At 31.9% G+C, this 25,854-nt stretch carries 25 protein-coding genes and 1 tRNA gene; 12 read left to right on the top strand and 14 right to left on the bottom strand.

Annotated elements, in window-relative coordinates; all coding sequences use genetic code 11:
* Positions 1-26: 26 nt before the first annotated feature.
* Positions 27-482, bottom strand: a complete 456-nt coding sequence (gene smpB, locus BUC09_RS10255; RefSeq protein WP_073311217.1) for an SsrA-binding protein SmpB — start codon at positions 480-482, stop codon at positions 27-29.
* A 176-nt stretch (positions 483-658) separates the two neighbouring features.
* Between smpB and BUC09_RS10250 the strand changes: the two genes are divergently transcribed.
* On the top strand, positions 659-2,167 hold the full coding sequence (locus BUC09_RS10250; RefSeq protein WP_073311215.1) for a S8 family peptidase: 1,509 nt from the start codon (positions 659-661) through the stop codon (positions 2,165-2,167).
* Positions 2,168-2,218: 51 nt separating this feature from the next.
* On the opposite strand, the gene BUC09_RS10245 is transcribed toward BUC09_RS10250, so the two are convergent.
* From BUC09_RS10245 to BUC09_RS10235, 3 genes are read right to left on the bottom strand one after another with little or no spacing between them, the layout of a single operon-like run.
* A complete protein-coding gene (locus BUC09_RS10245) occupies positions 2,219-2,776 on the bottom strand; it encodes a DUF3575 domain-containing protein (protein ID WP_073311213.1) in 558 nt (185 codons plus the stop codon).
* Positions 2,776-3,327, bottom strand: a complete 552-nt coding sequence (locus BUC09_RS10240) for a GNAT family N-acetyltransferase (RefSeq protein WP_073311211.1) — start codon at positions 3,325-3,327, stop codon at positions 2,776-2,778. Before BUC09_RS10240 ends, BUC09_RS10245 begins: the two co-directional genes overlap by 1 nt.
* Positions 3,328-3,330: 3 nt before the next feature.
* The gene (locus BUC09_RS10235) at positions 3,331-4,179 is read right to left on the bottom strand and encodes an aldose 1-epimerase family protein (RefSeq protein ID WP_073311209.1); all 849 of its coding nucleotides are present in this window, start codon (positions 4,177-4,179) and stop codon (positions 3,331-3,333) included.
* Between the two features lie 277 nt (positions 4,180-4,456).
* Here BUC09_RS10235 and BUC09_RS10230 point away from each other — a divergent pair, with 277 nt between their 5' ends.
* On the top strand, positions 4,457-4,978 hold the full coding sequence (locus BUC09_RS10230) for a hypothetical protein (protein ID WP_073311351.1): 522 nt from the start codon (positions 4,457-4,459) through the stop codon (positions 4,976-4,978).
* Positions 4,979-5,088: 110 nt separating this feature from the next.
* Here BUC09_RS10230 and BUC09_RS10225 read toward each other — a convergent pair whose 3' ends face one another.
* The 3 genes from BUC09_RS10225 to clpB form a co-directional block, all read right to left on the bottom strand.
* Entirely contained in the window at positions 5,089-6,582 is a 1,494-nt protein-coding gene (locus BUC09_RS10225) for a hypothetical protein (protein WP_073311207.1), read from the bottom strand.
* 8 nt (positions 6,583-6,590) lie between these two features.
* Positions 6,591-7,730 (bottom strand): ABC transporter ATP-binding protein, encoded by a 1,140-nt coding sequence (locus BUC09_RS10220; protein WP_073311205.1) that lies wholly within the window; start codon positions 7,728-7,730, stop codon positions 6,591-6,593.
* A gap of 145 nt (positions 7,731-7,875) precedes the next feature.
* Positions 7,876-10,473: an ATP-dependent chaperone ClpB gene (clpB, locus tag BUC09_RS10215; protein ID WP_073311204.1), complete on the bottom strand. Its 2,598-nt coding sequence runs from the start codon at positions 10,471-10,473 to the stop codon at positions 7,876-7,878.
* Between the two features lie 159 nt (positions 10,474-10,632).
* Here clpB and BUC09_RS10210 point away from each other — a divergent pair, with 159 nt between their 5' ends.
* The 5 genes from BUC09_RS10210 (at position 10,633) to BUC09_RS10190 (ending at position 13,484) form a co-directional block, all read left to right on the top strand.
* On the top strand, positions 10,633-11,493 hold the full coding sequence (locus BUC09_RS10210; RefSeq protein WP_073311202.1) for an archaemetzincin: 861 nt from the start codon (positions 10,633-10,635) through the stop codon (positions 11,491-11,493).
* 1 nt (position 11,494) lies between these two features.
* A complete protein-coding gene (gene ytxJ, locus BUC09_RS10205; protein WP_073311200.1) occupies positions 11,495-11,881 on the top strand; it encodes a bacillithiol system redox-active protein YtxJ in 387 nt (128 codons plus the stop codon).
* Positions 11,882-11,884: 3 nt separating this feature from the next.
* A complete protein-coding gene (locus BUC09_RS10200) occupies positions 11,885-12,424 on the top strand; it encodes a Crp/Fnr family transcriptional regulator (protein WP_073311198.1) in 540 nt (179 codons plus the stop codon).
* A 55-nt stretch (positions 12,425-12,479) separates the two neighbouring features.
* On the top strand, positions 12,480-13,028 hold the full coding sequence (locus BUC09_RS10195; protein WP_073311196.1) for a DinB family protein: 549 nt from the start codon (positions 12,480-12,482) through the stop codon (positions 13,026-13,028).
* Positions 13,029-13,094: 66 nt separating this feature from the next.
* Entirely contained in the window at positions 13,095-13,484 is a 390-nt protein-coding gene (locus BUC09_RS10190) for a DUF1398 domain-containing protein (protein WP_073311194.1), read from the top strand.
* 42 nt (positions 13,485-13,526) lie between these two features.
* Here the strand turns inward: BUC09_RS10190 and BUC09_RS10185 are convergent, their stop codons facing one another.
* The 5 genes from BUC09_RS10185 to fahA form a co-directional block, all read right to left on the bottom strand.
* Positions 13,527-15,002: an N-acetylmuramoyl-L-alanine amidase gene (locus BUC09_RS10185; RefSeq protein ID WP_073311192.1), complete on the bottom strand. Its 1,476-nt coding sequence runs from the start codon at positions 15,000-15,002 to the stop codon at positions 13,527-13,529.
* 3 nt (positions 15,003-15,005) lie between these two features.
* Positions 15,006-15,848, bottom strand: a complete 843-nt coding sequence (locus tag BUC09_RS10180) for a TolB family protein (protein WP_073311190.1) — start codon at positions 15,846-15,848, stop codon at positions 15,006-15,008.
* 98 nt (positions 15,849-15,946) lie between these two features.
* Entirely contained in the window at positions 15,947-17,131 is a 1,185-nt protein-coding gene (locus BUC09_RS10175; protein ID WP_073311188.1) for a hypothetical protein, read from the bottom strand.
* Positions 17,132-17,264: 133 nt separating this feature from the next.
* Positions 17,265-17,780 carry a hypothetical protein gene (locus tag BUC09_RS10170; protein WP_073311187.1) on the bottom strand — a complete coding sequence of 172 codons (516 nt, stop codon included), beginning with the start codon at positions 17,778-17,780 and terminating at the stop codon, positions 17,265-17,267.
* A 71-nt stretch (positions 17,781-17,851) separates the two neighbouring features.
* A complete protein-coding gene (gene fahA / locus BUC09_RS10165) occupies positions 17,852-19,135 on the bottom strand; it encodes a fumarylacetoacetase (RefSeq protein WP_073311349.1) in 1,284 nt (427 codons plus the stop codon).
* Between the two features lie 113 nt (positions 19,136-19,248).
* Between fahA and glyA the strand changes: the two genes are divergently transcribed.
* A complete protein-coding gene (gene glyA, locus BUC09_RS10160; RefSeq protein ID WP_073311185.1) occupies positions 19,249-20,523 on the top strand; it encodes a serine hydroxymethyltransferase in 1,275 nt (424 codons plus the stop codon).
* Between the two features lie 54 nt (positions 20,524-20,577).
* Here the strand turns inward: glyA and BUC09_RS10155 are convergent, their stop codons facing one another.
* Positions 20,578-22,122 (bottom strand): choice-of-anchor Q domain-containing protein, encoded by a 1,545-nt coding sequence (locus BUC09_RS10155; RefSeq protein ID WP_073311183.1) that lies wholly within the window; start codon positions 22,120-22,122, stop codon positions 20,578-20,580.
* A 118-nt stretch (positions 22,123-22,240) separates the two neighbouring features.
* On the opposite strand from BUC09_RS10155, the gene BUC09_RS10150 reads away from it, so the two are divergent.
* The 4 genes from BUC09_RS10150 to BUC09_RS10135 all read left to right on the top strand — a co-directional run bounded on the left by BUC09_RS10150 (position 22,241) and on the right by BUC09_RS10135 (position 24,615).
* On the top strand, positions 22,241-22,666 hold the full coding sequence (locus BUC09_RS10150; protein WP_073311181.1) for a PaaI family thioesterase: 426 nt from the start codon (positions 22,241-22,243) through the stop codon (positions 22,664-22,666).
* A 1-nt stretch (position 22,667) separates the two neighbouring features.
* Positions 22,668-23,726: an isochorismate synthase gene (locus BUC09_RS10145; RefSeq protein WP_073311180.1), complete on the top strand. Its 1,059-nt coding sequence runs from the start codon at positions 22,668-22,670 to the stop codon at positions 23,724-23,726.
* A gap of 28 nt (positions 23,727-23,754) precedes the next feature.
* On the top strand, positions 23,755-24,471 hold the full coding sequence (gene bshB1, locus BUC09_RS10140) for a bacillithiol biosynthesis deacetylase BshB1 (protein ID WP_073311178.1): 717 nt from the start codon (positions 23,755-23,757) through the stop codon (positions 24,469-24,471).
* Positions 24,472-24,538: 67 nt separating this feature from the next.
* Positions 24,539-24,615 (top strand) — tRNA-His (locus tag BUC09_RS10135).
* Between the two features lie 128 nt (positions 24,616-24,743).
* On the opposite strand, the gene BUC09_RS10130 is transcribed toward BUC09_RS10135, so the two are convergent.
* Positions 24,744-25,802: a M28 family metallopeptidase gene (locus BUC09_RS10130; RefSeq protein WP_073311176.1), complete on the bottom strand. Its 1,059-nt coding sequence runs from the start codon at positions 25,800-25,802 to the stop codon at positions 24,744-24,746.
* Between the last annotated feature and the right edge of the window lie 52 nt (positions 25,803-25,854).

Raw genomic sequence — 25,854 nt, 5'->3', positions numbered from 1 at the left:
AAAAGCCACTCATTTGAGTGGCTTTTTTATTTGTAAGATTTTTTAATTCTGTCCAGATCTCGTTTATTGTCTCGATCCTTGATTGTTTCTCTCTTGTCAAAGTTTTTCTTACCTCTACAAAGCGCTATATCCAGTTTAGCTAACCCTTTTTCATTAGTAAACAAGCGTAATGGAATTATGGTCAATCCTTTATTTTGGACATCTTTTAGTAATCCTTTTAATTCTTTTTTGTTTAGTAGAAGTTTTCGCTCACTTTTTGCTTTGTGATTGTAGTGAGTACCGTATAAGTATTCCTCAATATGTGAGTTGATTACAAATAGTTCATTTCCGCTAAACTCACAGAAACTTTCTGCTATAGAAGCTTTTCCTAAACGGATTGATTTTATTTCTGTACCAGTTAATACAATACCAGCTGTGTAACGATCTATAATTTCGTAATCGAATTTAGCCCTTTTATTGAGTATGTTAACCGTTTTTTGCATGATTGGCAAATTTACTATGAAAAATCTTTTTTTTATTAAAAATCGTATTGTTTTTTTTAAGATATTGATAATCAGTTAAATGCATTTTATCTACTTTTTCTTACATTTTATCGATAAAAGATTGTATTTTAGATTCTTATAATTATTTTATACAAACAAACCAAAAAACTATCCAAATGAAAAAAACACTTTTAAGAATTTGTGCAGTATCGATTATTGCATTTGCATCATGTACCCAAGACGATTCAAAGTTTGAAGACATAGTTGTTTCACCTGAACAAAAAAATCCCTTAACTGCAACACAAATTGTTTCTAAAATTGATGAATCTCTGCAAACCAAAGGATCATTTAATTGGAAAGATGCTTCTAATTATGAAATTTGGAGTGCTATAAAAAATGGAAATAACATTTGTACAATAGGATTCGGGAATGATAAAAATGATTTTGATCGTAGTAAATCAATGAACGGTAGAGGTTATCAAAACTCAATTATTCAAATCATTGAAAAATATGAAGGAAAATCATCTAAGGACTTTTTAATCTCTTCAGATCCATTTTTGAACTTAATAGATGTAATTATCGAGAAACAAGAAACAGTTATTGCACTTCGTAAAAACAATTTCATAAGATATGTTGAACCATCAGATTTTAAATACTTTGAAACTAAAGGAATGGTAGAACAAAAATCTGATTCAGAATCTAGTTCAGGTTGCGGATTAGGTTCAGAAGCTATCGCTTCTTCAGATTACACTACAATTACTCCAAATGCAAAATTGCCTTGGGCATTTAATAATCATAATATTCCAGCAGCATGGAATTATAGTACTGGAAAGGGTATAACAATAGGAGTTGTAGACACCGGAGCTTCTACAGTAAATTCTCTTTTAAACGCTAACTTTAATAATGGATATTCTTCAGGAAGAACTGTTCAACGTTATGGTGTGTATGTAGATTCTATATGGCCATGGAGTACTGGAACAGATGGAGTAAATGATAAATGTGGACATGGAACAAGTATGTCTTCTGTAGCAACAGCTCCAAGAAATGATAAGGGATTTCCTGTTGGTGTAGCATATAATTCTAATTTAATTGCGTACAGAGCGGCTTCAAATGTTGTTTTGGATGGTTATCACGAACAAAATGGAGTTAAAAATGCTTTTACAGCTCTAGCAAATAATTCAAGTGTAAAAATAATTTCTATGTCTATGGGGCATATTTTTTCTGTTGGTAAAATAGAAGATGGTGTTAAGTATGCATATAGTAAAGGGAAACTAATATTTTGTGCAGGTGGTACATCTACAAGTTTTACAACTTTTGTAGGGGTAATTTTCCCTGCTTGGATGCCAGAAACTGTTGCAGTAACTGGAATTAAAGAAGCTTCAACATATCAAAAATGTACAGTTTGTCATACAGGAAGTAAAATTGATTTTACTATTATGATGGAAAGACCATCTGGAAATAAAATTCCTGTGAATAGTTATTATGATGGGCAAGGAGATTATGTAGGTGGATCATCAGTAGCCACGGCTACAACTGCTGGAATTGCTGCTTTAGTGTGGGCAAAAAACCCATCATGGACAAGAGATCAAGTTTTAACAAAAATGAGACAAACTTCACATTTATATCCTAATAAACATTCTGAATTTGGTTATGGTATGCCTAATGCTTTATTAGCGGTACAATAGTCAAATTGTAAGTTGAATCAAAAAGAAAGCCATCTAAATAAGATGGCTTTCTTATTTAAACTGATAGCATATCATAATACCTCCTCTATAAGGTAGCCATTCTCCACTTTTGTTATAATCATGTGCTTTTTCATATCTTTCTAAGCTACTTAAATAGTATCCTTTATAAAAAGCTTGCTGATTTCCAACTCCTGCAAAAATGTCGATTAAAAAATTAGTTGATATTTTTTTTTGATAGCCAATTGTAGCTCCCATCATGTAGTTATATCCTTTTTGATAGTATTGCGTGTCTGAGTAATTCCATTTTTGGAGCTTAAATTTACCTCCAGCTATATGACCACCAAAATAGAAACCTTGATTGTTACTATTTATATGATAGCGTAATTCTGGAGTTAAAATAACAAATTGTAACGGTCCACCGTTTATTGATTTCCAAAAAGAGGCTGAAACATCAGCTTGAAAAGTCCAGTGATTTTTTAAGGTAGTTTCGATACCAATGTTTGGGATTAAAACAAAAGCTGTTAACCCATTTACTTTTAAATTAGTTTGTGTGTAAACCGAGTTAAAACTTAAAATGGTTAGTGATAGAAAAATTAACTTTTTTATCATCAATTTTTGTTTAATAATGAATATATATTAGTGTCAAGCCATTCACCTTGCCATAAGGTATCTTCTTTAAATTGTGCTTCAAGTACAAAGTTATTTTTCTCTAATACTTTGGCAGAAGCTTCATTTCTAGGATCTATAATAGCTTCTAATGAGTGCATTTTCATGGTGTTAAACCCATAATCAATTAGCAATTTTACTGCCTCTGAAGTTATTCCTTTACCATGATATTCTGGTAAAATCATATAACCAATTTCAGATCGTAAATTTTCCCATGAAATTTTGTAATGGCCAATTACCCCTATTAGTTTTGGATTCCCTTTTATTGTAATAGCCCAATTTATTCCTTCATTTTCTTCAATTTTAGACTGAATCAATTTAATATGTTCTAAAGCTTCTTCTTTTTTTGTAACAAGTGGGCGAGGAACAAATTTCATTATTTCGGGATTGCTTCTTAATTCAAATACTTCATCAATGTCGTCGTTTGTAATCTGTCTTAAAAGTAATCTTTCAGATTCTAAATTTTGAAAAGGTAAAAAGGAAACGGTTTTCATAGTTTATTGTATTTCAAATAGTATTGCGAAGTCTTTTCTTTCATTTGGTGGTAAATGAATCATTCCTTCTTTAGTTGTTAATTCACCAGTGCTATTTTGATTATCTGCATATCCATACCAAGGTTCAATACATATGAATGGAGCATTTGTTTTTGTCCAAATTCCTAAATGAGGAAAGTTATCAAAGCTAATTTTTATTAATGGGTTATTATGCTTATAAATTGTTAAATATTTTGAATCAAATTTCTTTAAAACAATAGCATCCTTTTCGAATAAATTATAGTTCAGGTTAAGTCGATTATTGTCAAGTTTTATGTGCTTTGTTTGTCCAGAAAATTGTTCATTTTCTAGTTCATGACAATTGAGTAAAGAATCTTTTTCAAACAAAATAGAATAGTTTTCAAAATCTGTATCTATCTTAATTGCAGGATGTGCTCCAATTGAGAACAGCATTGTGTCTTCAGATTTGTTTGTAACACTATAATCTATTTTTAAACCATAACTTTCAATGGTGTAAGTTAAAATCAATTTGAATTTGAAAGGGTAAATTGAAAAAGTTTCCTCATTATCATTGAGTTGAAAGCTTATCGAATTTTTAGTTTTATGGAGTAACGTAAAATCATAATTTCTAGCAAAACCATGTCTTGCCATATTATAATTTTTTCCGTTTAAATTATAACAATCATTTTTAAGACGTCCCACTATGGGAAATAGTATTGGAGAAGTCTTATTCCAAAAAGCTTCGTCCACATTCCAAATATATTTTGTGTCTCCTTTAGAAAATTGAATTAATTCTGCTCCTTGCGAATTAACTTCAATAGAAATGGTATTATAAGAAATTTGATGTACCACGATTAAAATTTGATTTATTCAAAAATAAGGATTTAAACTATTAAAAACACCTTTGAATAATTAACATTGCATATGGAAATGATTAACATTAGCTAATTATTTATAGACTTACCTTTAATCAATTAAAATTACCCTCATCTTCCATTATTTCTATTCCAAAAACTTTTTTTTAGCACTTTGAGTTATCAGATCATTAACAAAAAGGGGAAGTAATCGTATGCCTTATATTGATAATTCAAAATCATTTTATTATTGTTTAATTAAAAAAAATGTAATTATGAAATTAATACTTAGTGTTATAGCTCTTGTAAGTTTTGCTTTTGTGTCAAGCGCACAGAGTATTCAAGATGAAGATTTTATAGCTGATGAATTGCCAGCTGTTGTTATTAAAAATGCTGGAAAAGATTTTTCGGTTTATTTACCAGATAGAAATCCTGATACAAAAGTTAGACAGATGCAGGATAAGTTTGTAGGATACAATATTGGTAAGGATTATGAAGGACATGATGAGTATTTGGTATTTTTTGATGCTGAAGAAGCGTCATTAATGGCTACATATAACGATACTGGTAAATTAGTAAGAGTAGTAGAAAAATATGATAATGTTAAATTGCCACGTTCAGTTATATTTTCAGTTTATAAATCTTTTCCAGGTTGGGTTATTGTGAAAGATAAATTTTTATATACTCAAGCAGATGGAGATGTACTCAAAAAACAATACAATCTAAAAATTAAAAAAGATAGAGATGTTAAAAGACTGGTAGTAAACCCTAATGGGGAAATTGTCGCAGGCCTATAACTATTTTTTTAAAAACTTATTCTTTATAAAATGTTTCTTAGAAGAATTTTAACCTTAAAAATCATCAATTAAAAAGGGTTTAGAAATATTAATTACTAAACCCTCTTTTTTTATTCTTCAGCAATACCTTTCCATTTCCTAATAGATGAACATAAAAAGAACATGCTTGCAAAAACTATAATCAGATTAATTGATAGCATATTAGGAACAAAGTCGCTTAAAAACATATAGTGTTGATCATAATAGTATGACTCTAGATGCTGAATTGACTTTTTATAAATCTCAAAATAAGTTGAATAAATTAGCGGTATCAATGCGCCAAATAACCATAGTAAAAGATTGAGTACGATTTTAGAAAAATTCTGACTTTTCTTTGATATTAAAATTGATAAGTAATAAATTATGATGGCCAGAATAAATAATATAATTAAAATTGTATAAGTTATAAATTCACCACTTATTGCTGAAATAATTCCTGTGACTAAGTTTAGCACACCTAAAGTAACAATTCCAATCAACCAAGTTTTTCCTGAAGTAACTCTAAACGAAAAGATAAGTAATGATATTCCAAAACCAAAATATAGAAATGGTAAAAGCGAATCTTCTTTAAAAATGGAACTAGTATAGGCTCTTGAAATGACTTGATAATTGTGACTTAATGTATTTTGCTCAATGAAATATTTGGAATACTCTTTTTTTGTTTCATAATCAGCAACAGAAGTAGTTACAACAGTTTCATCATAATAATTAGTAGAATAAATATCTGTGCTGTCATTAGGGGCATAAGAGTTTATTAACTCATATTTTTTAAATTCTGGATGGTTGTATGTTATTTTAAACCATTTTTCTTTTGTAAGATTTGTTAATAAACCATGCTCTTTTATAATTGACATATAATCGCCCATGATTTTTTTTACTTCATCTTTTTTGTCTTTAAAAAGTATTTTTTGAACTTCAACTTTTCGAAGTGAATCTTCAGCATCTGTAAAAAAAGCAAATTCTCTAATGTTTCGGTTAATAAGTGAAGTAGTGCTATATTTTTTACCAAAAATTGTTACGTAATCTTTGTAAACAATATTTTGATAGACAGGTTCTCCATCGATAACTGTGTCTTTTAGGACTGAATTGACCGAATCAACTTCTGCTTCGCCAAAGCTTCCATCAATAAAAAAGTCGGCTTTAGATATTATCTCACATCTTTTTTTAGCTTCAGTCTCTGTTAAATAACTTGTTTTGTGAAGTTTTCTTCCAATTTCAAACGGAAAATAAAATCCTATTAGCAGAAGAACAATCACCAAAATTTGAATCCATTCGTAAAATAAACTGTATTTACTCTTTGGATAAAATGATTTTAAGGAATTATTTCTAAAATAATTTACTAACCACAAAATGAGTAATACTAAAGAAATAAGAAAGCAAAAACTAAAGAAAGTAAAATCTATATCAGAGTCATAACGTTCCTTGAAATTAATGGCTCCGTCTGCATATCCAATGAAAAAATATAGCAGATTAATAAGTAAACCAATACAAACCATAGGAACAAACTTTGTGTTCCATAAAAGAGGATATTTTAGTAATAGTTTTTTTTGAATTTTATTAAACATGAGTGATATTATTTGATGAAGAATCTTCTAGTTGAATGAGTAATGTTTCTTAAATAGTTGATTGTAATGTTTTCTTCTATTACTACTTTCATAAAGTCATTAATAGTAACATTAATAGGGAAGGTTGCAATTAAAGTTCCTCCGTTTTGTTCTAAGGAAAGTAACTGAAGTTTTGCTAATTTGTCATTAATTGTGCTTAAAGATTCATTAGTTTCAAATTCAACAATGAAATGTTGTTCTTGTGATTCTTCAGATTTAAGATTTCGTTGACTCCCTTGTTTTAAGAAAACTACTTGATTTGAAGTTTTTTCGACTTCATACAATTGCTGAGAACTTAAAACTATTGCAATAGGTCTAAATGCAGAATTAGCGATGTTTCTAAAATCGTCCAAGATAGTTTGTTGAGCTAATATATCAAGATTAGCTAATGGTTCATCAATAAGTAAAATTTTGGGCTTTCGCAATAACATTCTAGCTAATTCGAAACGCATTTTATAGCCAGAAGATAAGCCGTTCCAGTTGTAGTTTCTAAATTTTCTTAGACCTAAACGTGTAATTATTAAATCTACAACCAAATTATTTTCTTCAGGAGTATAACCATAACAGCTAGCTGCAAATTCTAAATTTTCATACATAGACCCTCTCCAAGTTTCGGTTCTTTGAGGAATGTAAACTAACTTAGTTCGTAAATCAAATAAGTCATCGTATTCAAAATGGTATTTAATACTTCCTGATGATGGATGTAGTTCACCACAAATACTTCTTAATAATGTGGTTTTACCATTTCCATTTTCGCCTACTAAACCTATAATTTCTCCCGATTTAATATCTAAATTGATAGGTCCAAGTGCAAAATTTGAATTGTATCTTTTTCCAAGTTCATTAAGAGAAATGATTGTTTGATGAGGTTTAATTTCTTTTTTTGTGAGATACTGATGTAATTCCGAAGCCAACTCACTTAATCTTTGCTTAATTTCAATTTTATCATCATTGCTATCGTTCCAGTTTAAGAAACTGTTAGTTTTTTTGTAAAAATCTATATTTTCAGTATCGAGAGTAAAATCTATTATTCGTTTAATAGCTTGGTTGTAATCTTCAAAACCAATCAGTTCAATGACTTCGTGGTATTGTTTTTCAAATAAGTTCATATATGTAAATAAGGAGTTTTATTTTATTCGAATGTAGGAATAAATCCTTTATTTAATCATCAAATGATTTAAAATAAAATACCCGATTGATTATTTAAAATCAATCGGGCAAACCAAAACCTAACCAAATAATATAAAAACCGAATTACTTTTCTGATTGATTTCTAAAAACCAATTGGTTGTCAAAACTATCTAGTAAAATAATACTATCTGTTGTTACTTTTCCTGATAGAATTTCTTTAGAAAGTTGATTTAAAACCTCTTTCTGAATTACTCGTTTTACTGGTCGAGCACCAAAAGTTGGATCATATCCTTTGTGGGATAAATAAGTGATAGCCTCTGGAGTTGCATCCATAGTAATATGTTGTAAAGCCAGCATTTTGATAACACTTTTTAGTTGCAACCCTACTATCTCACGAATGTTTTCACCTGTTAAAGGTGTGAACATCACAATTTCATCTATACGGTTGATGAATTCCGGACGAACCGTTTGTTTCAATAAACCTAATACTTCTGTTTTGGCAGCTTCCGTTGCTGCTTCGATTCCACCTTTTAAATTCTCGAATTTCTCTTGTATAATGTGACTTCCCATATTTGAAGTCATAATGATGATCGTGTTTTTGAAATCAGCTAGACGCCCTTTGTTATCAGTTAAACGTCCTTCATCTAAAACCTGTAACAAAATGTTGAAGGTGTCTGGATGCGCTTTTTCTATTTCATCCAATAATACAACTGAATACGGTTTTCTTCTCACGGCTTCGGTAAGTTGACCGCCTTCGTCGTAACCTACATATCCTGGAGGTGCACCTACCAAACGGCTCACACTATGACGCTCCTGATATTCACTCATGTCGATTCTTGTCATTGCGTTTTCATCGTCGAACAAATATTCCGCTAAGGCTTTGGCTAATTCCGTTTTACCTACACCAGTTGTTCCTAAGAATAGGAAAGAGCCGATTGGTTTTTTAGCATCTTGCAATCCAGCTCGGCTTCTGCGAACTGCGTCACTAATCGCCTCGATTGCTTCTTCTTGTCCCACAACTCTGCGGTGCAATTCGTCTTCAAGGTGTAATAGTTTTTCGCGTTCACTTTGCAGCATTTTAGTTACTGGTATTCCAGTCCATTTGGCTACTACTTCAGCAATATCTTCGTGCGTTACTTCCTCTTTAATCAGGGATTTATCCGATTGATTTTCTTGTAATTGTATTTGTAAACCATCTAATTTTTCCTGCGCTTCTTTTATTTTTCCGTAACGTATTTCGGCTACCTTTCCGTAATCACCATCGCGTTCAGCACGTTCAGCGTCAGTTTTAAAATCCTCAATTTCTTGTTTTATGGATTGAATAGTATCAACTAAATCTTTTTCGGATTTCCAACGAGTATAAATTTCATTGCGTTCTTCTTTAAGATTAGCCAAATCTAATCCAAGAACTTTTAATTTGTTCTCATCGTTTTCGCGTTTGATGGCTTCGATTTCGATTTCTAATTGCATGATTTTACGATCTAGAACGTCTAATTCTTCCGGTTTCGAATTGATTTCCATGCGTAATTTCGAAGCTGCTTCGTCCATCAAGTCGATCGCTTTGTCTGGCAAGAAACGATTGGTAATGTAACGCTGTGATAATTCTACTGCGGCGATAATCGCGTCGTCTTTGATTCTAACTTTATGGTGCGTTTCGTATTTCTCTTTAATTCCGCGTAGGATTGAAATCGCGCTTTCAGTATCGGGTTCATCCACCAATACTTTTTGGAAACGACGCTCTAGTGCTTTATCTTTTTCGAAATACTTTTGATACTCGTCTAATGTGGTTGCTCCGATAGCTCTTAATTCTCCTCTTGCTAAAGCAGGTTTTAAGATGTTTGCTGCATCCATAGCGCCTTCGCCACCTCCAGCACCTACTAGTGTGTGGATTTCATCAATGAAAAGAACGATGTCACCTTCAGCTGAAGTTACTTCTTTTACTACGGATTTCAAACGTTCTTCGAATTCTCCTTTGTATTTTGCTCCAGCAATTAAGGCACCCATGTCCAAAGAAAATACTACTTTATCTTTAAGGTTTTCTGGAACGTCGCCAGCTACAATTCGGTGTGCTAAACCTTCAGCAATGGCAGTTTTACCCACACCAGGTTCTCCAATTAACATCGGATTGTTTTTGGTTCGACGCGATAAAATCTGAAGCACACGACGAATTTCCTCATCACGACCAATTACCGGATCGAGTTTACCATCGTTAGCTAATTGATTTAAATTCTTCGCGTATTTGTTTAAGGCGTTATACGTTTCTTCAGCCGAAGCGGAAGTTACGCGTTCTCCTTTTCGAATTTCTGCAATCGCAGCTTCTAAACCTTTTTCGGTTACCCCTTGATCTTTTAAGATTTGAGCAACTTTACTTTTTGATTTGAAAATGGCTAAAATTAAATGCTCAATCGAAACGTATTCGTCGTTCATTTTTTTAGCAATGATATTGGCTTCATTTAATGTAGTACCAGCTTCGCGGGAAAGCATTAAATCGCCACCCGATACTTTCGGGAAACTCTGAATAGTACTGTCTAGAATCTGTTTGAATAGGTTTACATTGACATTCAGTTTTTTAAGGATAAAAGGCGCCACGTTTTCGTCCACTTCTAAAATTCCTTTAAAAATGTGTTCGTTTTCCAGCTGTTGCTGGCCGTTGGCTTGTGCAATTTGCTGTGCTTGCTGCAAAGCTTCTTGCGATTTTATTGTTAAATTGTTTAAGTTCATAATTGAAATTTTTCCTTTAGTATTATGTTGTTGTTATTTGATTAACTTTGTTTTTGAATAGACAATTTGTATTCCAAGCATAAAAATCAAGACAAAATGACTGATTTTAATTAGTTTTGGAAGTATTATCAAGACAAAATGACTGATTTTAATTGAATTATGATAAAGTTTTATGTTTTTTTGACAATTTTAATATTGTCAATTTTTGGATGTAAGCCAAAAGATGATTTTGAAAAGTTGTCAGATTTAGATATTCCATTAGAAACACCTAAGTCAGGTGAATGGTTAGCTGAACACGAAGAAACTGGTCAAACCTTTGAAGAGTATGAAAAGTTAAAACCAATAAAACCTAATAATGTTAAAAATAAAATTTACATTTTACCAATAGGAGGTTTTACTCGTCAAGAGGATTCAATTGTAAATGCTACTGTTGTTTATCTTAGACTTTTCTACAATATTGAGACGGTAAAAATGAATGGTATTAAAGATGATATTGTTCCTAAAGAAATGAGAAGGTTGAATGAAAATGGTGATGAACAACTTAATGCAGATTATTTAATAAAAAAAGTTATTTCGAATTATAAACCTAAGGATGCTTTAGTCATTATGGCTATAACTGGCAGAGATTTATTTCCAAAGCCATCTTGGAATTATGTTTTTGGATTGGCAACTTATAATGAAGGTGTTGGAGTGACTTCTATAGCCCGATATGAGCCTAATAATAAAGATTTTGCTTTAGGATTAGGTAGGACTATAAAAACATCAGCTCATGAAATTGGACATATGTTTAAAATGAAACATTGTACTCATGCTCTTTGTGTAATGAATGGTGTTAATAGTTTAAGTGAAGATGATACTAAGCCAAATACTCTTTGTTCGGTTTGTTTGAAGAAAATGGATTTTAATTTTGGTTTTAATTTAAAAGATCGTTATCAGAAGATTTTAGAATTTTATCAAAAGTATAGTCTTGTAGAAGACGAAAAAATAATTTGGAAGCAGTTAGAAATAATAAAAAATTAATATGAGTTTTTTAAAGAATATTTTTGGCAATAACGAGCCTCAAAAAGAAGAATCAAAAATGGAATGGTTTCCTTTAAACGAGATAAATCAATTGGATGAAATTATAGCTGAATCAAAAGAAAATCCTGTATTGATATTTAAACACAGTACACGTTGTATAATCAGTAGAACTGTATTGAAAAATTTTGAGAAAAAATTTGATTTAGAGGGTAAAGTGAAGCCTTATTTTTTAGATTTATTAGAATTTAGACCAATTTCTAATGAAATAGCTTCTCTTTTTAATGTTACCCACCAATCACCACAATTAATTTTGGTAAAAGATGGCAAAGCAATTTATAATGCATCGCATGATAATATAGAAGTAAAAGATTTGAAAAACTATATTTAAAATATGGCAGTTAAATCTTTAGCTATTTTATCGCTACTCAAAGAAAATGACTTGTTTGAAAATGAGTTAGTTATTAAGCGAAATGAATTCCTGAAAGTTGCTGGAACTATCGATACCAATATTTATTTTATTGAAGAAGGTTGTTTGAGAATATATATTCTTCAAGAGGAAGAAGAGCAAATTATCCGTTTTGGTTACCAGAATGATTTGGTTGTTGCTTTAGATTCTTTTTTGACTAACGAATCTTCGGATTTTTACATTCAAGCCATAAAAAAAACTTCAATAAAGATTATTTCCAAAAAGACATTTTTCGACTTTATTAATAAAAAGGAAGAAAATTTAAAATTATGGAATTCTATTCTTGAAAATTTGGTGTTGCAACAAATGGAACGCGAAAAGGATTTGCTAATTTCGTCTTTTAGTGAGCGGTATTCAAGAGTTTTGAAAAGAAGTCCAAAGCTTTTTCAAGAAATTCCACATAAGTATATTGCCAATTATCTTCGAATGACTCCAGAGACTTTATCACGATTGAAAAAGTCTTGATTTGAATCAATTTTTTATAATTAAGTAGTTCCGAAATTTGTTTAAAATTACGATAATGAAAACTAAAGATTTAATTTCAGAATTACGGGCAATAACACTTCAAAATATCGATTTTGCACAAAAGCTTTATAATTTATCTGATGAGGAACTTAACTGGAGGAGTAACTCAAAGAACTGGAGTGTTTTAGAATGTTTGGAGCATTTAAATATTTATGGAAATTTTTACCTTCCTGAAATTGAAACCACAATATTAAAGAGTGAGACTTCATTTGAATCTGAGTTTCGTCCGGGACTTTTAGGCAATTATTTTGCAAAAAGTATGAAACCTAAAGCGAAACTAAATAAAATGAAAACCTTTAAAAAAACTGATCCAATAGGAAGTGATCTCAGCAGAAATGTCATAGATACTTTTATTTCTCAACAAAATAGTTTACTAGAATTACTTCAGGAATCTGAAAAAGTTAGTCTGAATAAACTAAAAACTGGAATTAGCATCACTAAATGGATTCGTATTAAACTTGGTGATACTTTTCGTTTTGTAATTTATCATAATCAAAGGCATATTTTTCAGGCAGAAAAAGTTTTAGTTCTTCAAAACAATTAATTTTAATTGCTTAATTTTAGTGAGTCAAGACTTGACAATGAATTGGCATAAATGAAACAATAAAATATGTTTACAATAGCACAAATTAAAGAGGCACATTCTAAAGTAAAATCAGGAGCCGATTTTCCTAACTACATAAAAGAATTAGTTGGTTTAGGAGTAATTGGTTATGAAACATTTGTCTTTGATGGACATGGCGTTTTTGAAGGAAGTGAGCAACACAAAATACATACAGAATCTAAGTATGATGATTTAGTTGTATCAGATTTTGTTAATGCTGAGCAATTTAAATCAGATTTAAAAGCTCATCAGCAAGGAAAAACAGATTATATGACTTTTTGTAACGATTGTGCTAAATCTGGAATCGAGAAATGGGTAATTTCTATGCAAAAACTAACTTGTACTTATTTTGATAAAAATGGAAATGAATTACTTCAAGAAATCATTCCACAATAATATTTAAGTAAAGATCCCGAGTATGACTCGGGATTTTTGCATCTACTGTTTAACTATTTTTTGAGAATATTCTTTGTTGTCCAATCGAACAAGAAGTATATATGTTCCACTAGGAAGTTTATCTAAATTGATTTCTGTTACAAAATCTTTTTCTTTTATTGAAGATTCAGCATTGTATACTTTTTTTCCTGTAATATCAAAAACTGAGAATGATACTTTTGAAGAATTTACATTAGTTAAGTTCACTGAAATTAAACCAGAAGTAGGGTTTGGATACGCTTTAAATGAAGGCTCACCTGCAGTAATGAAGTTATCATTATTTTCCGAAATTTTAGCAGCGCAACTAGTTGCGGTTACAGACCTTGTTCCGTTTGAATTATTTGTTGTTCCAGCACTGTTTTTAGCTTTCAAATAATAGGTATATGTTGTACCAGCTGTAATTAAGTAAGTGTTTAAAAATGATGTTCCTGTTACATCTTGTGCATATAAATTACCATTTCTGTAAATATCATATGAAGTAGCATTGGCAGAAGCTGTCCATGTTACATTAATTGCACTTGTTGAACCACTGCATGTTGCCGTTGCGCTAACAGTAAAAGCACCAGGAACACAAGCAACAGCTGTTGCTGTTTTAGTTCCATTGGAATTATTGGTACCTCCAGCAGTATTTTTAGCTTTTACATAATAAGAATAACTAGTTCCTGGAGTAATTAAATAAGTATTTAAAAACTGTGTTCCCGTTATATTACTAGCATACAAGGAACCATTTCTATAAATATCATAGGATGTAGCTCCAGCAGATGCTGTCCAGTTTAGACGCATTTGCGAAGTTGTTCCACTGCATTCTGGAGTAAGAGTCAATGTAAATGAGCCAGGAAGCGATGAACTGCAAGTAACGCCTAAATTAGATTTAAGTGAATTAAAGTAAGAATTTGCGAAAGTAGCTCTCCAAGTCGAATTTGTTAATTTTGTAGCATCTGATGAATCTACAAAGCCAATTTCATTTAAACAACCAGTTGCAGATGAATATCTTAAAACACCTAGGTGATAAGAAAGGAAACTATTATCTTCTACACATCTACGATTGTTCCATGAACCGTTGGTAGACATGTCATTTTGAATTTTTTGCGCAAATGCGATATCAGCAGCTGTAGTGGTATCATCATAAGTACAGTAAAAAGTTTCAGTTCCTGTTCCACCACCAGCGTTACAGTGAATACTTAGTAAGCGATCTGCACCCCAGTTATTAGCCATAGTCGCACGTTGATTTACAGATATCCAACTGTTCAGGTTAGTTGTACGCGTCATATGTACTGTCCAAGAAGAGCATGAGTTTTGAATTAAAGTTCTAGTTCTTAAACCCACATCTAAAGAGGTTTCTATTTCTGTTGCGGTTCTTCCGTCAGGATTATCACTTGTTGTGGCTCCATATCCATGACCAGGATCTATAACTACAACTTGTGCTTGAAGAGTAATTGTAGTTAATATTACGAATACTATTGATAAAATTTGTTTCATGAATTAAAGTTTTAGAGTTGTGACATAGATTTTTCCTGATTTTTCGTCTGAAAAAATAATTTGATTTTCACCAAATAATGACGGAAACATTTCAAACTGATCTTCTGTAGAAGTTAGTTTTTTTGTTTTTCCATTTTCTACATCAAATAGAAGAATTTCAGAATTGCTAATTGAATGTCCATCTAGACTCTCGTCTAAAAAACCTATAAGATATTTATCATCAGTTGACCAAGAAGTAGCAATTCCTTGACCAATAAGTTTTCCTTTATCAGAACCATCTACATTGTAAACCCAAATATCAGCACCTTTATGCACAGCAACTTTTTTTCCATCGTGAGAAAGAATAGCATTATAGTATTGCCCTTCATCATTTGTTACTGCCCAAGTTTTTTGTGTTTTTAGATTAGTAGCTTCAATTTGTAATGTAAAAGGGTTAGTATGAACCACTATTTCGTTCTTTCCATTAAATGAAGGGAGTAAGTTGTGATTCAAATCAGTTTCTTTGGCAATTTTATCTTTAATTGAATATGATTTTACTCTAGAATTTGAAAAGTATTCTTTTTCTCCTTTTTCCTTAAAGTAGAACGTTTGGCTATCTAAATTCCATGTATAACCATATCCAATTCCTCCAATTGTAGAAATTGGAGTTACTTCTTGTGTATGGATGTTTAAGAGGAATACGCCGTGATTGTGTTCTTGCGTAAGAAGGGCATGTTTTCCGTCTGGAGATGCGACTGGATTTGTAAAGATTCCTTTAACTGGAATTTCTTTGGGTTTTGAAAGTTCTTGTGCTTGTAACTTAATTGTTAGAAGCAATAAAGCACTTAATAATACGTTTTTTTTCATGTTTATTTTGTTTTGTTAGTAGTAAAAATATTACTAAAAACATATAAAACAAAAAAAACATCTTGATTACAAGATGTTTATGTAAAAAATATGAAAAATTATTTTCTAAACTTATTTCTAGTGATAATACTTTTTAGTTTGGCTTTTAAATCCTCTCCAGAATCATAAACCATTTGTTCATTGCTAGGAAATGGCGTGGCTCTTCTTCCAAAATATTGTAAATAATCACTGTCGCAAGCATTTCTATCTCCGTTATAATTAGCATAAATATATTCAAAAATAAATTCGCTAGATAGAGGAAAAGTATCAATAAGTTGATTTGTTCTAAAATCAATATAATCTACTTTTGCAGTAACATTACACGCTTTAAATTGTTTGAATTCATAAATAGTTGCACGAACTGTCTTCATATTGTCAACCATAACTACATTGCCTTTTTCGTCTTTTACTTGGTTTCCATTAGCATCAAGTAATGGTTTTTTGCCATCAGCAATTTGTTTTTCTTTTACAAACTCACGCTCCTTAATTTGTTCTGGAGAAATATTGATTTGTCGAAAATTAACAATCAAGCCATAATCATAATTAACACCTTTTTGACGGTTACTGTGGTAAACTGTCCATTTATCATCTAAACCAAAAGTGCTAAAATCAAGTAAATCAGATTGAAGTCTTGTTGGTATAACCATGTTTGTTTCGTTTTTCGTATAAACACTAACAAAATCGGTGCCTTTATAAAAAGCTTCATCCATAAGCTTTTTGATATCCTTATAACCAGGGTTAATTTTTTCTAAATAAGCAAAATCGTCATATGCTTTTCTAAAAGACATTTTATCATTTTGCTTCATTAAGTTTTTAGAATTGTCATAAAGATATTTAGAAAGTGATTCTTTGCTTTTTACAATTTGAGAAGAATAATCGTCAAAAGGAAAGTAGGCATTTCTACCTTCTTTTATTAGATACAAAGGTAGTAAAGGTCTAATTTTCTCCTGTCTGTTGTTAAGTTGTAGATAAGTGTTATATATTTTTTCAAAATTTGCAGGATTTCCATCTTTTTGAAGCATGTCAATTTCACGTAAATTACGGTCTTTTGCTTTTGCAAATGCTTCCTCTATTAAATAGACATAGTCTTGTTTTCCTTTAGAATCTTTATTGGTTTTAAGAGATTCTGCTGCACGATAAATCGCACCATCATAATCACCATTGCTAAGCATCGATTGAGTACTTTTTACACCACAACCAATAAAAAAACTATAAACAATAATTAAAAGGGTAATTTTTTTCATATGTTCAAATTTTGGCAAATATATATTTTTAGGAGCTTACTCCCGCTGTGCACTGTATCTTTTTGTAAACAAAAAGGATGCCGTTTCCATCGGGGCTATAAAAAAACTCCGATTTTTGTCGAAGTTTAAATTATTAATTTTCAGGTCTGTATTCTAAATCATATTCTGTTACCCAGTCTTTTCCTTCGTTGTTTGATATTTCACCATGTTGTCGAACTTTACCGTCTTTTAATTTATAAAACGTTAATTTTCGAACAGAAGTTGTTTTTCCTCCATTATTAAATGGTCTACTGATAAAATGCATTGCATCATTTTCAAAGTGTCCGGTTAAATATTCGGTACTTCCACCAGTATTATCAATCCAGTTTTGTTGCCATTGTTTTGTTGCTGAATTATACGAATTAAAACTTTTTCCACTAAAAAGAAGTCCTTGTTGCTCTTTTGCCGAAGTCCATTCTTCTAAGACAACACAATTGTCTAGGATTTTAGTAATCTTACTTTGACCAGCTAGATTTCCTTTCAAATCATAAACTTTCCATTCTCCTATCCAAAAATCAAATTGATTATAGATTGGGTCTTTTTCACATGGTTTTTGAGCAAAGCTAACAATTGTGAAAAGTAAAAAAAAGAATAAAGTACTTTTTTTCATAAACATATAAAATATGAAAGAGCAATTTAATTAAACTGCTCTTTTTTATGTGTTAACAAAAATGTAAAGTATTATTTTGTTGGAATGGGAGGTAATAATTTACTAGAAACTTCTCCAAAACCAATTCTCACAGATTCATTTTTACAAAATCCTCTCATTGTAACAGTATCACCATCATTAATGAATTTTCTTTCGCTTCCATCTTTCATTTTTAAAGGATTTTTACCACCCCAAGTCAATTCGAGCATTGAACCAAAAGAATCTTCAGTTGGACCAGAAATAGTTCCTGAACCCATCATATCCCCTGAATTAATTCTACAACCGTTAATAGTATGGTGAGCTAATTGTTGGCTCATTGTCCAGTACATATATTTCATATTCGAATCACAAACAACAGTTTCTTCACCATTTTCAGGAGTAATCGCAACTTGTAAGTTGATATCAAAAGCATGATCTCCTTTTTGTTGTAAATAGGGTAGTGGAGTAGGTTCTTGTTTTGGTTGAGCACAACGGAAAGGCTCTAGAGCATCCATAGTCACTATCCAAGGAGAAATAGACGAAGCAAAGTTTTTTGCCAAAAATGGTCCTAGAGGAACATATTCCCATTTTTGAATGTCACGCGCACTCCAATCGTTCAAAAGTACCATCCCAAAGATGTATTCTTCAGCCTCATTAATAGGAATGTTTTCTCCCATGATATTGGCATCCGTAGTGATAAAAGCAGTTTCAAGTTCAAAATCAACCAGTCTTGATGGTCCAAAAACAGGTGCTGTAGCATCAGCAGGCATTGTTTGCCCCATTGGTCTGTGTACTGGAATTCCAGAAGGAACTATAGTAGAACTTCTTCCGTGGTAGCCTACAGGTATATGAAGCCAGTTTGGTAATAATGCATTTTCAGGATCACGAAACATTTTTCCAACGTTTGTCGCGTGTTCTTTACTTGAATAAAAATCAGTATAATCACCTATGTAAACAGGAAGCTGCATTTCGACATCTTTCATGTTAAAAATCACCACATCTTTATGTTTTTTGTTATCACGGAGAGTTGGGTTTTCAGCATCAAATATATCCGCAATACGGTTTCTTACTAACCTCCATGTTTTTTTACCGTCAGAAATGAAATCATTTAAAGTATCTTGAAGAAAAACATCGTCTGTTAGTTCAATTCCTTCAAAATAGCCTAACTGTTGTAAAGCACCTAAATCTATTGCAAAATCACCCAAACGAGTTCCAACGGTTACAATATTTTCTTTAGTTAAAAATACTCCAAATGGAATGTTTTGTATAGGGAAATCACTGTTAGGTTCTATTTCTAACCATGATTTTCTGTTTGGATTGTTTGCGGTTATGGGCATAATAATAAATTTTGTGAAATTGTATTGTTTTAACACCTCAAATATAGTTTCTATTGGGATTATACCAAACACTTTTCGTATTTTTGACCACCATTTAACATAAAATAATTAAAATGCAACGCGACGAACAAATTTTTGACTTAATCTTAGATGAGCAAGACAGACAAATTCATGGAATTGAATTGATTGCTTCTGAAAACTTTGTAAGCGACCAAGTTATGGAAGCACAAGGTTCATGTTTAACTAATAAATATGCTGAAGGATATCCCGGAAAAAGATATTACGGTGGATGTGAGGTAGTTGATATCGTAGAGCAAATCGCTATAGATAGAGCAAAAGCATTGTTTGGTGCAGAATATGTAAATGTACAACCTCATTCAGGTTCGCAAGCAAATACTGCTGTTTTTGCAGCTTGCTTAAAGCCTGGTGATAAAATTTTAGGCTTCGATTTATCTCATGGAGGGCACTTAACACATGGTTCGCCAGTTAATTTTTCGGGAAAATTATACAATCCAGTATTTTATGGTGTTGATCAAGAAACTGGAGTATTAAACTATGATAAAATCCAAGAAATAGCTTCTAAAGAACAACCAAAAATGATTATTGCAGGAGCTTCAGCATATTCTCGTGATATGGATTTTAAACGATTTAGAGAAATTGCAGATTCTGTTGGTGCTTTATTATTGGCTGATATTTCTCATCCAGCTGGTTTAATTGCAAAAGGATTGATGAGTGATCCAATTCCTCATTGTCATATTGTAACTACGACTACCCACAAAACATTACGTGGACCAAGAGGAGGAATGATTATGATGGGTAAAGATTTTGAAAACCCATGGGGATTAACTACTCCTAAAGGAGAAATAAGAATGATGTCGCATGTGTTAGATATGTCTGTTTTTCCTGGAAACCAAGGAGGCCCATTAATGCACGTTATAGCTGCAAAGGCGGTTGCTTTTGGAGAGTGTTTATCAGATGAGTTTTTCCGTTATGCAGTTCAGGTGCAAAAAAATGCTAAAGCAATGGCAGAGGCTTTTGTTAAGAGAGGATATAACATTATTTCAGGAGGTACTGATAACCACATGATGTTAATTGACCTACGTAACAAAAACATTTCAGGTAAAGAAGCTGAAAATGCTTTGGTTAAAGCCGAAATTACAGTAAATAAAAACATGGTTCCTTTTGATGATAAATCTCCATTTGTGACTTCAGGTATTCGTGTAGGAACTCCTGCAATTACTACTCGTGGTTTAGTAGAATCTGATATGGAAACTGTTGTGGATTTGATTGATCGTGTTTTAATGAATCATACAAACGAAGAAGTTATAGAGCAAGTTGCTGATGAAGTAAACGACATGATGAGCGAAAGAGCGATGTTTGTTTTCTAAAAATAAAACTCTTTATAAAATAAAAATCCCGCTTCTAGCGGGATTTTTTTATGTTTATGGTAAGTGCTGATAAGCTCCTAAATCAGGAGGAGATGTTCTTGTAACTCCATCTGCATCTTGAGATATTATAAAAGTATTGTTTCCTTTTGCAATTGCAGCAGAGCCTAAAAGTATTCTCAAATTGTTTTTTCCAGTATTTTTAAATTTTGGGTCATTTGCTGCTTGATTGTTGCTAATAACATTTGCGTTTGAAGCATCTTTAATGGAAGTATATAAAGGATTATTTCCAAATTGATTACTCACATCATTAAATTTGATTAATGTGTTTTCAATGTCATAGTTAAAAGCTGCACCATTATTTTTGTTTAAACCAATTTCGAGATTGTTTGGTCCAAAAATGATGCTATTTCTTATATTAGCTTGAGTTAAATCAGCAAAATAAAGAGTTTGACCATCATTGTAAGTGTTGTCTAATAAAACAGCAGGAGATTGTCTTGAACTTCCTGTCCAATAATTAGCAAAAGTACAATGCGTAAAGTCATAAGTTCCTCCAAGTGTACAAGCTAAAGCATATTGTCCAGCCTTATTAATGACAATGTTTTCGCCATTTATTTTTCCTGTTCTTGCTAAAATCCCCACATTTGAGGAATTGTAAATTTGAGTATTTTTAATTTGAACGGTTGTAGCATCTTGTCCTTGAATAAAAAGACCTACTGTAGCATTTTTTATGGTTAAATGATTAAAGCTATTGTTTGTACTCCCGTCAGTTAATAATATTGTACCCCATTGTCCAGGAACTTCTGCAAAACCTGGTTCAAGTCTGTCTCCTTCAAAAATGACTTCATTTTCTAAAAGATCTGGATTAGTAGAAACAGCTCCATTAACCTGAATACTTCCAGTGTTAGCTACTATAATCCCTGATTGATCATGAAAATGCACTCTTGCTCCAGCTTGTATGTTTAATATCTTATTAGGAGGTACGGCTGCATAACCATAAATTACATAAGGTTTTTCGTTGGTAAAAGTCAATTCAGTATCATCTAAGAAAAAACCACGAATCGTGTTACTTGGATCAGAACCTATTTGTAATTCCTCATAAGTATAACCTCCGTTTCCATCTGGGTAACGTTCAGGATATAAAAAAACAGCATCTTGAATTAGTGTAACTAAGTCAACACTTTGTTGGTTAGAGCCTCCATCAAACAATATCTTATCAGTGTATAATAAATCAGTTGGCTTAGCATCTGCAATACTCGCTGTAGCTTCAATAAAAACATACATACTATCTTTTGCCAAAAGTTCTACATTTTCAAAATATTTCCCTTTTCCATCTCTACCTGACATTCCATCAACCATAATTCTATATTTTGAATTATCACCTTGGCCAAGTGCAATAGAAGGGATGTGTATATCATCATTACTTCTATTGTATACTTTTAAAGTATAAGTACTCGAACTTGTATTAGTAAAAACAGTATCTAAATAAACTGTAGTTTTAGAAAACTCAAGCTGTCCATTGCTGGGTTTAGTGTCAAAATCTTTTCGGCAAGAGGTCAACGATATAAATGTGACAACTAAGAGTAGTATTGAATAACGCATTTAGGTTTAATTTTTGATAAAAATAAGCAAAATGTTTTAACGAGTAAAAAATGTTTTTATTCTTTAAAAAGAGCTATTTGCACTATTTTTTGTAAATTTGATATACTAAATTTTTACTATGTCCTTTGATAAAGAAAAGGTTTTAAACCAATTTAACCTCATGTGTCAAAACACTTTGATGCAAACCCTTAAAATTGAATTTATTGATGTTGGCCCAGATTTTCTAAAAGCCAAAATGCCTGTAAACCCTTCTGTACATCAACCTATGGGATTATTGCACGGTGGAGCAACAGTTGCATTAGCAGAAAGCGTAGGAAGTGCTGCTTCGATTATGTTTATAGATAGAGAAAATGAAGAGGTAAGAGGTATTGAAATTTCTGCAAATCATGTTAAAAGCAAAAGGTCTGGCGAAGTGTTTGCTACTGCAAAAATGATTCATAAAGGACGTTTAGTTCATTTATGGGAAATTAAAATTGTAGATGAAAACGACACAATGATTTCACTTTGTAAATTAACAAACATTGTACTGCCATTAAAAAAATAGTATGAGTCCTATTTTTGAAAAAGTAAAATTGCATTTAAAGCAAAACTTGCCCTTTGTTGTTTATAGAAAACCCAATTCGAGAACAGTTATTGGTGTTTTTCAGGTAAACGATCATTTGTATTTTTCTGAAGATTTTAAAGAAGAAGGATTCCTATTTAGTTCTTTCTTAGATGATAAACCTATCGTTTTTCCTCTAGAACAATCTGAGGTTAAATTTGCAGCTCCACATTTGGCTGAAGCTAGTGAAGAAAGATTTATGGAGTCAGTGACCAATGAACAAGATAGAGAAGATTTTATTACATTAGTTCAAAGCGGGATTAATGCTATAAATGATGGTACTTTTAGTAAAGTAGTTTTGTCACGTGTTGAGTCTCTTAATGTTCCTGATTTTGATCTCGAAAAAGTTTTTGAAAGAATGTTACAGCATTATTCTACAGCTTTTTGTTATTGTTGGTTTCACCCAAAAGTAGGAATGTGGATGGGAGCAACTCCAGAAAAATTATTGCATGCAAAAGAAAAGAGTTTCAATACAATGTCGCTAGCTGGAACTCAACCTTTTCAAGGAAATGATGTTGTTTTTTGGAAAAATAAAGAACGCGAAGAACAAGAGTTTGTTACGAGCTTCATAGTAGAAAATCTAAAAAATGAAACCTCTCATGTTCAGTTATCAAATCCTTACACAACAAGAGCTGGTAATTTACTTCATATAAGAACGGATATTGAAGGTACATTAAATGATGATTCAAATCTTAAAAATGTGGTTGATATTTTGCATCCAACTCCTGCGGTTTGCGGTTTGCCAAAGCAATCTGCTCGTGATTTTATTCTCGAAAACGAAGGTTATGAAAGAGAGTTTTACACTGGTTTTTTAGGTGAATTGAATTTAAATGTTAATACAAATGATATTGAATCGGATTTGTATGTCAATTTGAGATGTATGAAAATTCAAGGAAAACAAGTTCAAATTTATGTGGGTTGCGGAATCACAAAAGACAGTAATCCCGAAGCTGAATGGGAAGAAACAGTAAACAAAACTAAAACAATGAAGCGAATTTTGTAATTTGCTTTAAATTTTCAAATACAATATTATGAAACTTGATATATTGGCTTTTGGCGCTCATCCTGATGATGTGGAACTAGGTTGTGCAGCCACAATTGCTAAAGAAATTTCTCTTGGTAAAAAAGTTGGAATTATTGACTTGACTAGGGGAGAGCTTGGAACTCGTGGCTCGGCTGAAATTAGGGATATTGAAGCTGAGAGAGCAGCAAAAATTCTTTCTATTTCTGTTAGAGAGAATCTAAATTTCAGAGATGGTTTTTTTAAGAATGATGAAAAGCATCAATTGGAAATTATTCGAATGATTCGAAAATACAAGCCTGAAATAGTTTTATGCAACGCTATTGATGATAGACACATTGATCATGGTAAAGGTAGTAAATTAGTGTCTGATGGTTGTTTTTTATCTGGTTTGCCAAAAATTGAAACGAGTTTTGATGGTAGTATACAAGATGCTTGGAGACCTAAATTAGTTTATCATTATATTCAATGGAAAAATATAGAACCAGACTTTGTGGTTGATGTTACTGGTTTTATGGATATTAAAATGGAGTCAATTTTAGCATATGATTCTCAATTTTATAATCCTGATGCAGACGAACCTGAGACGCCTATTACTTCTAAAAACTTTCTAGATAGTGTAAAATACCGTGCTCAGGACCTTGGAAGGCTCATTGGAACAGATTTTGCGGAGGGTTTTACAGTAGAAAGGTATTTGGCAGTCAATAGCTTAACAGATTTACGATAAATTTTTGAAAAAAACTTTTGCAGAACTCAAGTTTTACTCTATATTTGCACTCGCAAACGCATAAATGGTGATTGTAGCTCAGTTGGTTAGAGCGTCGGATTGTGGTTCCGAAGGTCGTGGGTTCGAGACCCATCATTCACCCCAGAAAAAAAGCCCTGAAGTAATTCAGGGCTTTTTTGTTTGTATATGTTTTTTGCACAAGGGATAGAAGCAAGCTACCATGTAGCGCGAATAGCCCGACGGCTGCTTAAGCAGCCGATGTGCCATTAATTTTAGTTCCCAGATTTATCTACGACTGGTCTGTCTTTTCTGTTTGCCAATTCCCAAGCAATGGCAAAAGCTAATTGAGTTCTTTTTTCCAATGCATCGTATTCAATTTTACTAGGTTCATCTGTAGGTTGATGATAATCTTCGTGTGTTCCGTTAAACAAGAATACTGCAGGAATATTGTGTTTTGCAAAGTTATAATGGTCTGAACGGTAGTAAAAACGATTAGGGTCGTTACGGTCGTTGTATTTATAATCTAGATTAAGGTTTACAAACTTTTTGTTTGCTGCTTCTGTAATATTATAAAGATCTGACGAAAGATAATCTGAACCAATTATGTAAACATAGTTGTTACTGTCTTCATGTAATTTATCACGACGCCCAATCATATCGATATTAATGTCTGTGATAGTTTTTGCTAAAGGAAATAAAGGATTTTCGGTATAATAACGAGAACCGTGTAAGCCATGTTCTTCACCTGTTACATGTAAAAATAATATTGAACGTTTAGGCCCTTTTCCTTCGTTTTTAGCTTGTTGAAAAGCTTGAGCAATTTCTAATAATGCCACAGTTCCAGAACCATCATCATCGGCACCATTGTAGATTTCACCATTTTTCATTCCTACGTGGTCGTAGTGTGCCGAAATAACTAATATTTCGTTTGGTTTTTCTGAACCTTCAACAAATGCCCAAATGTTTTCTGAATTCCCTAATTTAGGACTAAAAGCTTTTTGGAAATATGAAGAAGGAATGGGTTGATAATAGGAGTTAACTCCTTTAGGAAAAGGAACTCCGTTTTTAGTGTATTGATCTATAAGGTATTTACCTGCTTTTTTTTGACCTTCTTCACCAGTATTTCTTCCTTGCATTTCATCAGACGCAACTATATAAAGATGTGTTTTTAAATCTTCTGCAGTGATAGTTTTAATGTATTTTTCAACATCAGTGCTATTAGATTCTAATGAGGTTGGGTTTGTACTTAACTTAGCTACAGTCGATTTTTGACTCGTGCAACTGGTAAACGTTACGAGTGCTAATGATAAAATAGCGATTTGGTTTTTCATAATTTAATAATTGTTAAACGAATTTAACTAATACTAAATTATTACCAAATTT

It is taken from the genome of Flavobacterium terrae (assembly GCF_900142035.1).
In the GTDB taxonomy this organism is placed as follows: Bacteria; Bacteroidota; Bacteroidia; order Flavobacteriales; family Flavobacteriaceae; genus Flavobacterium; species Flavobacterium terrae.
This window is presented reverse-complemented; position numbering and strand designations above follow the sequence as displayed.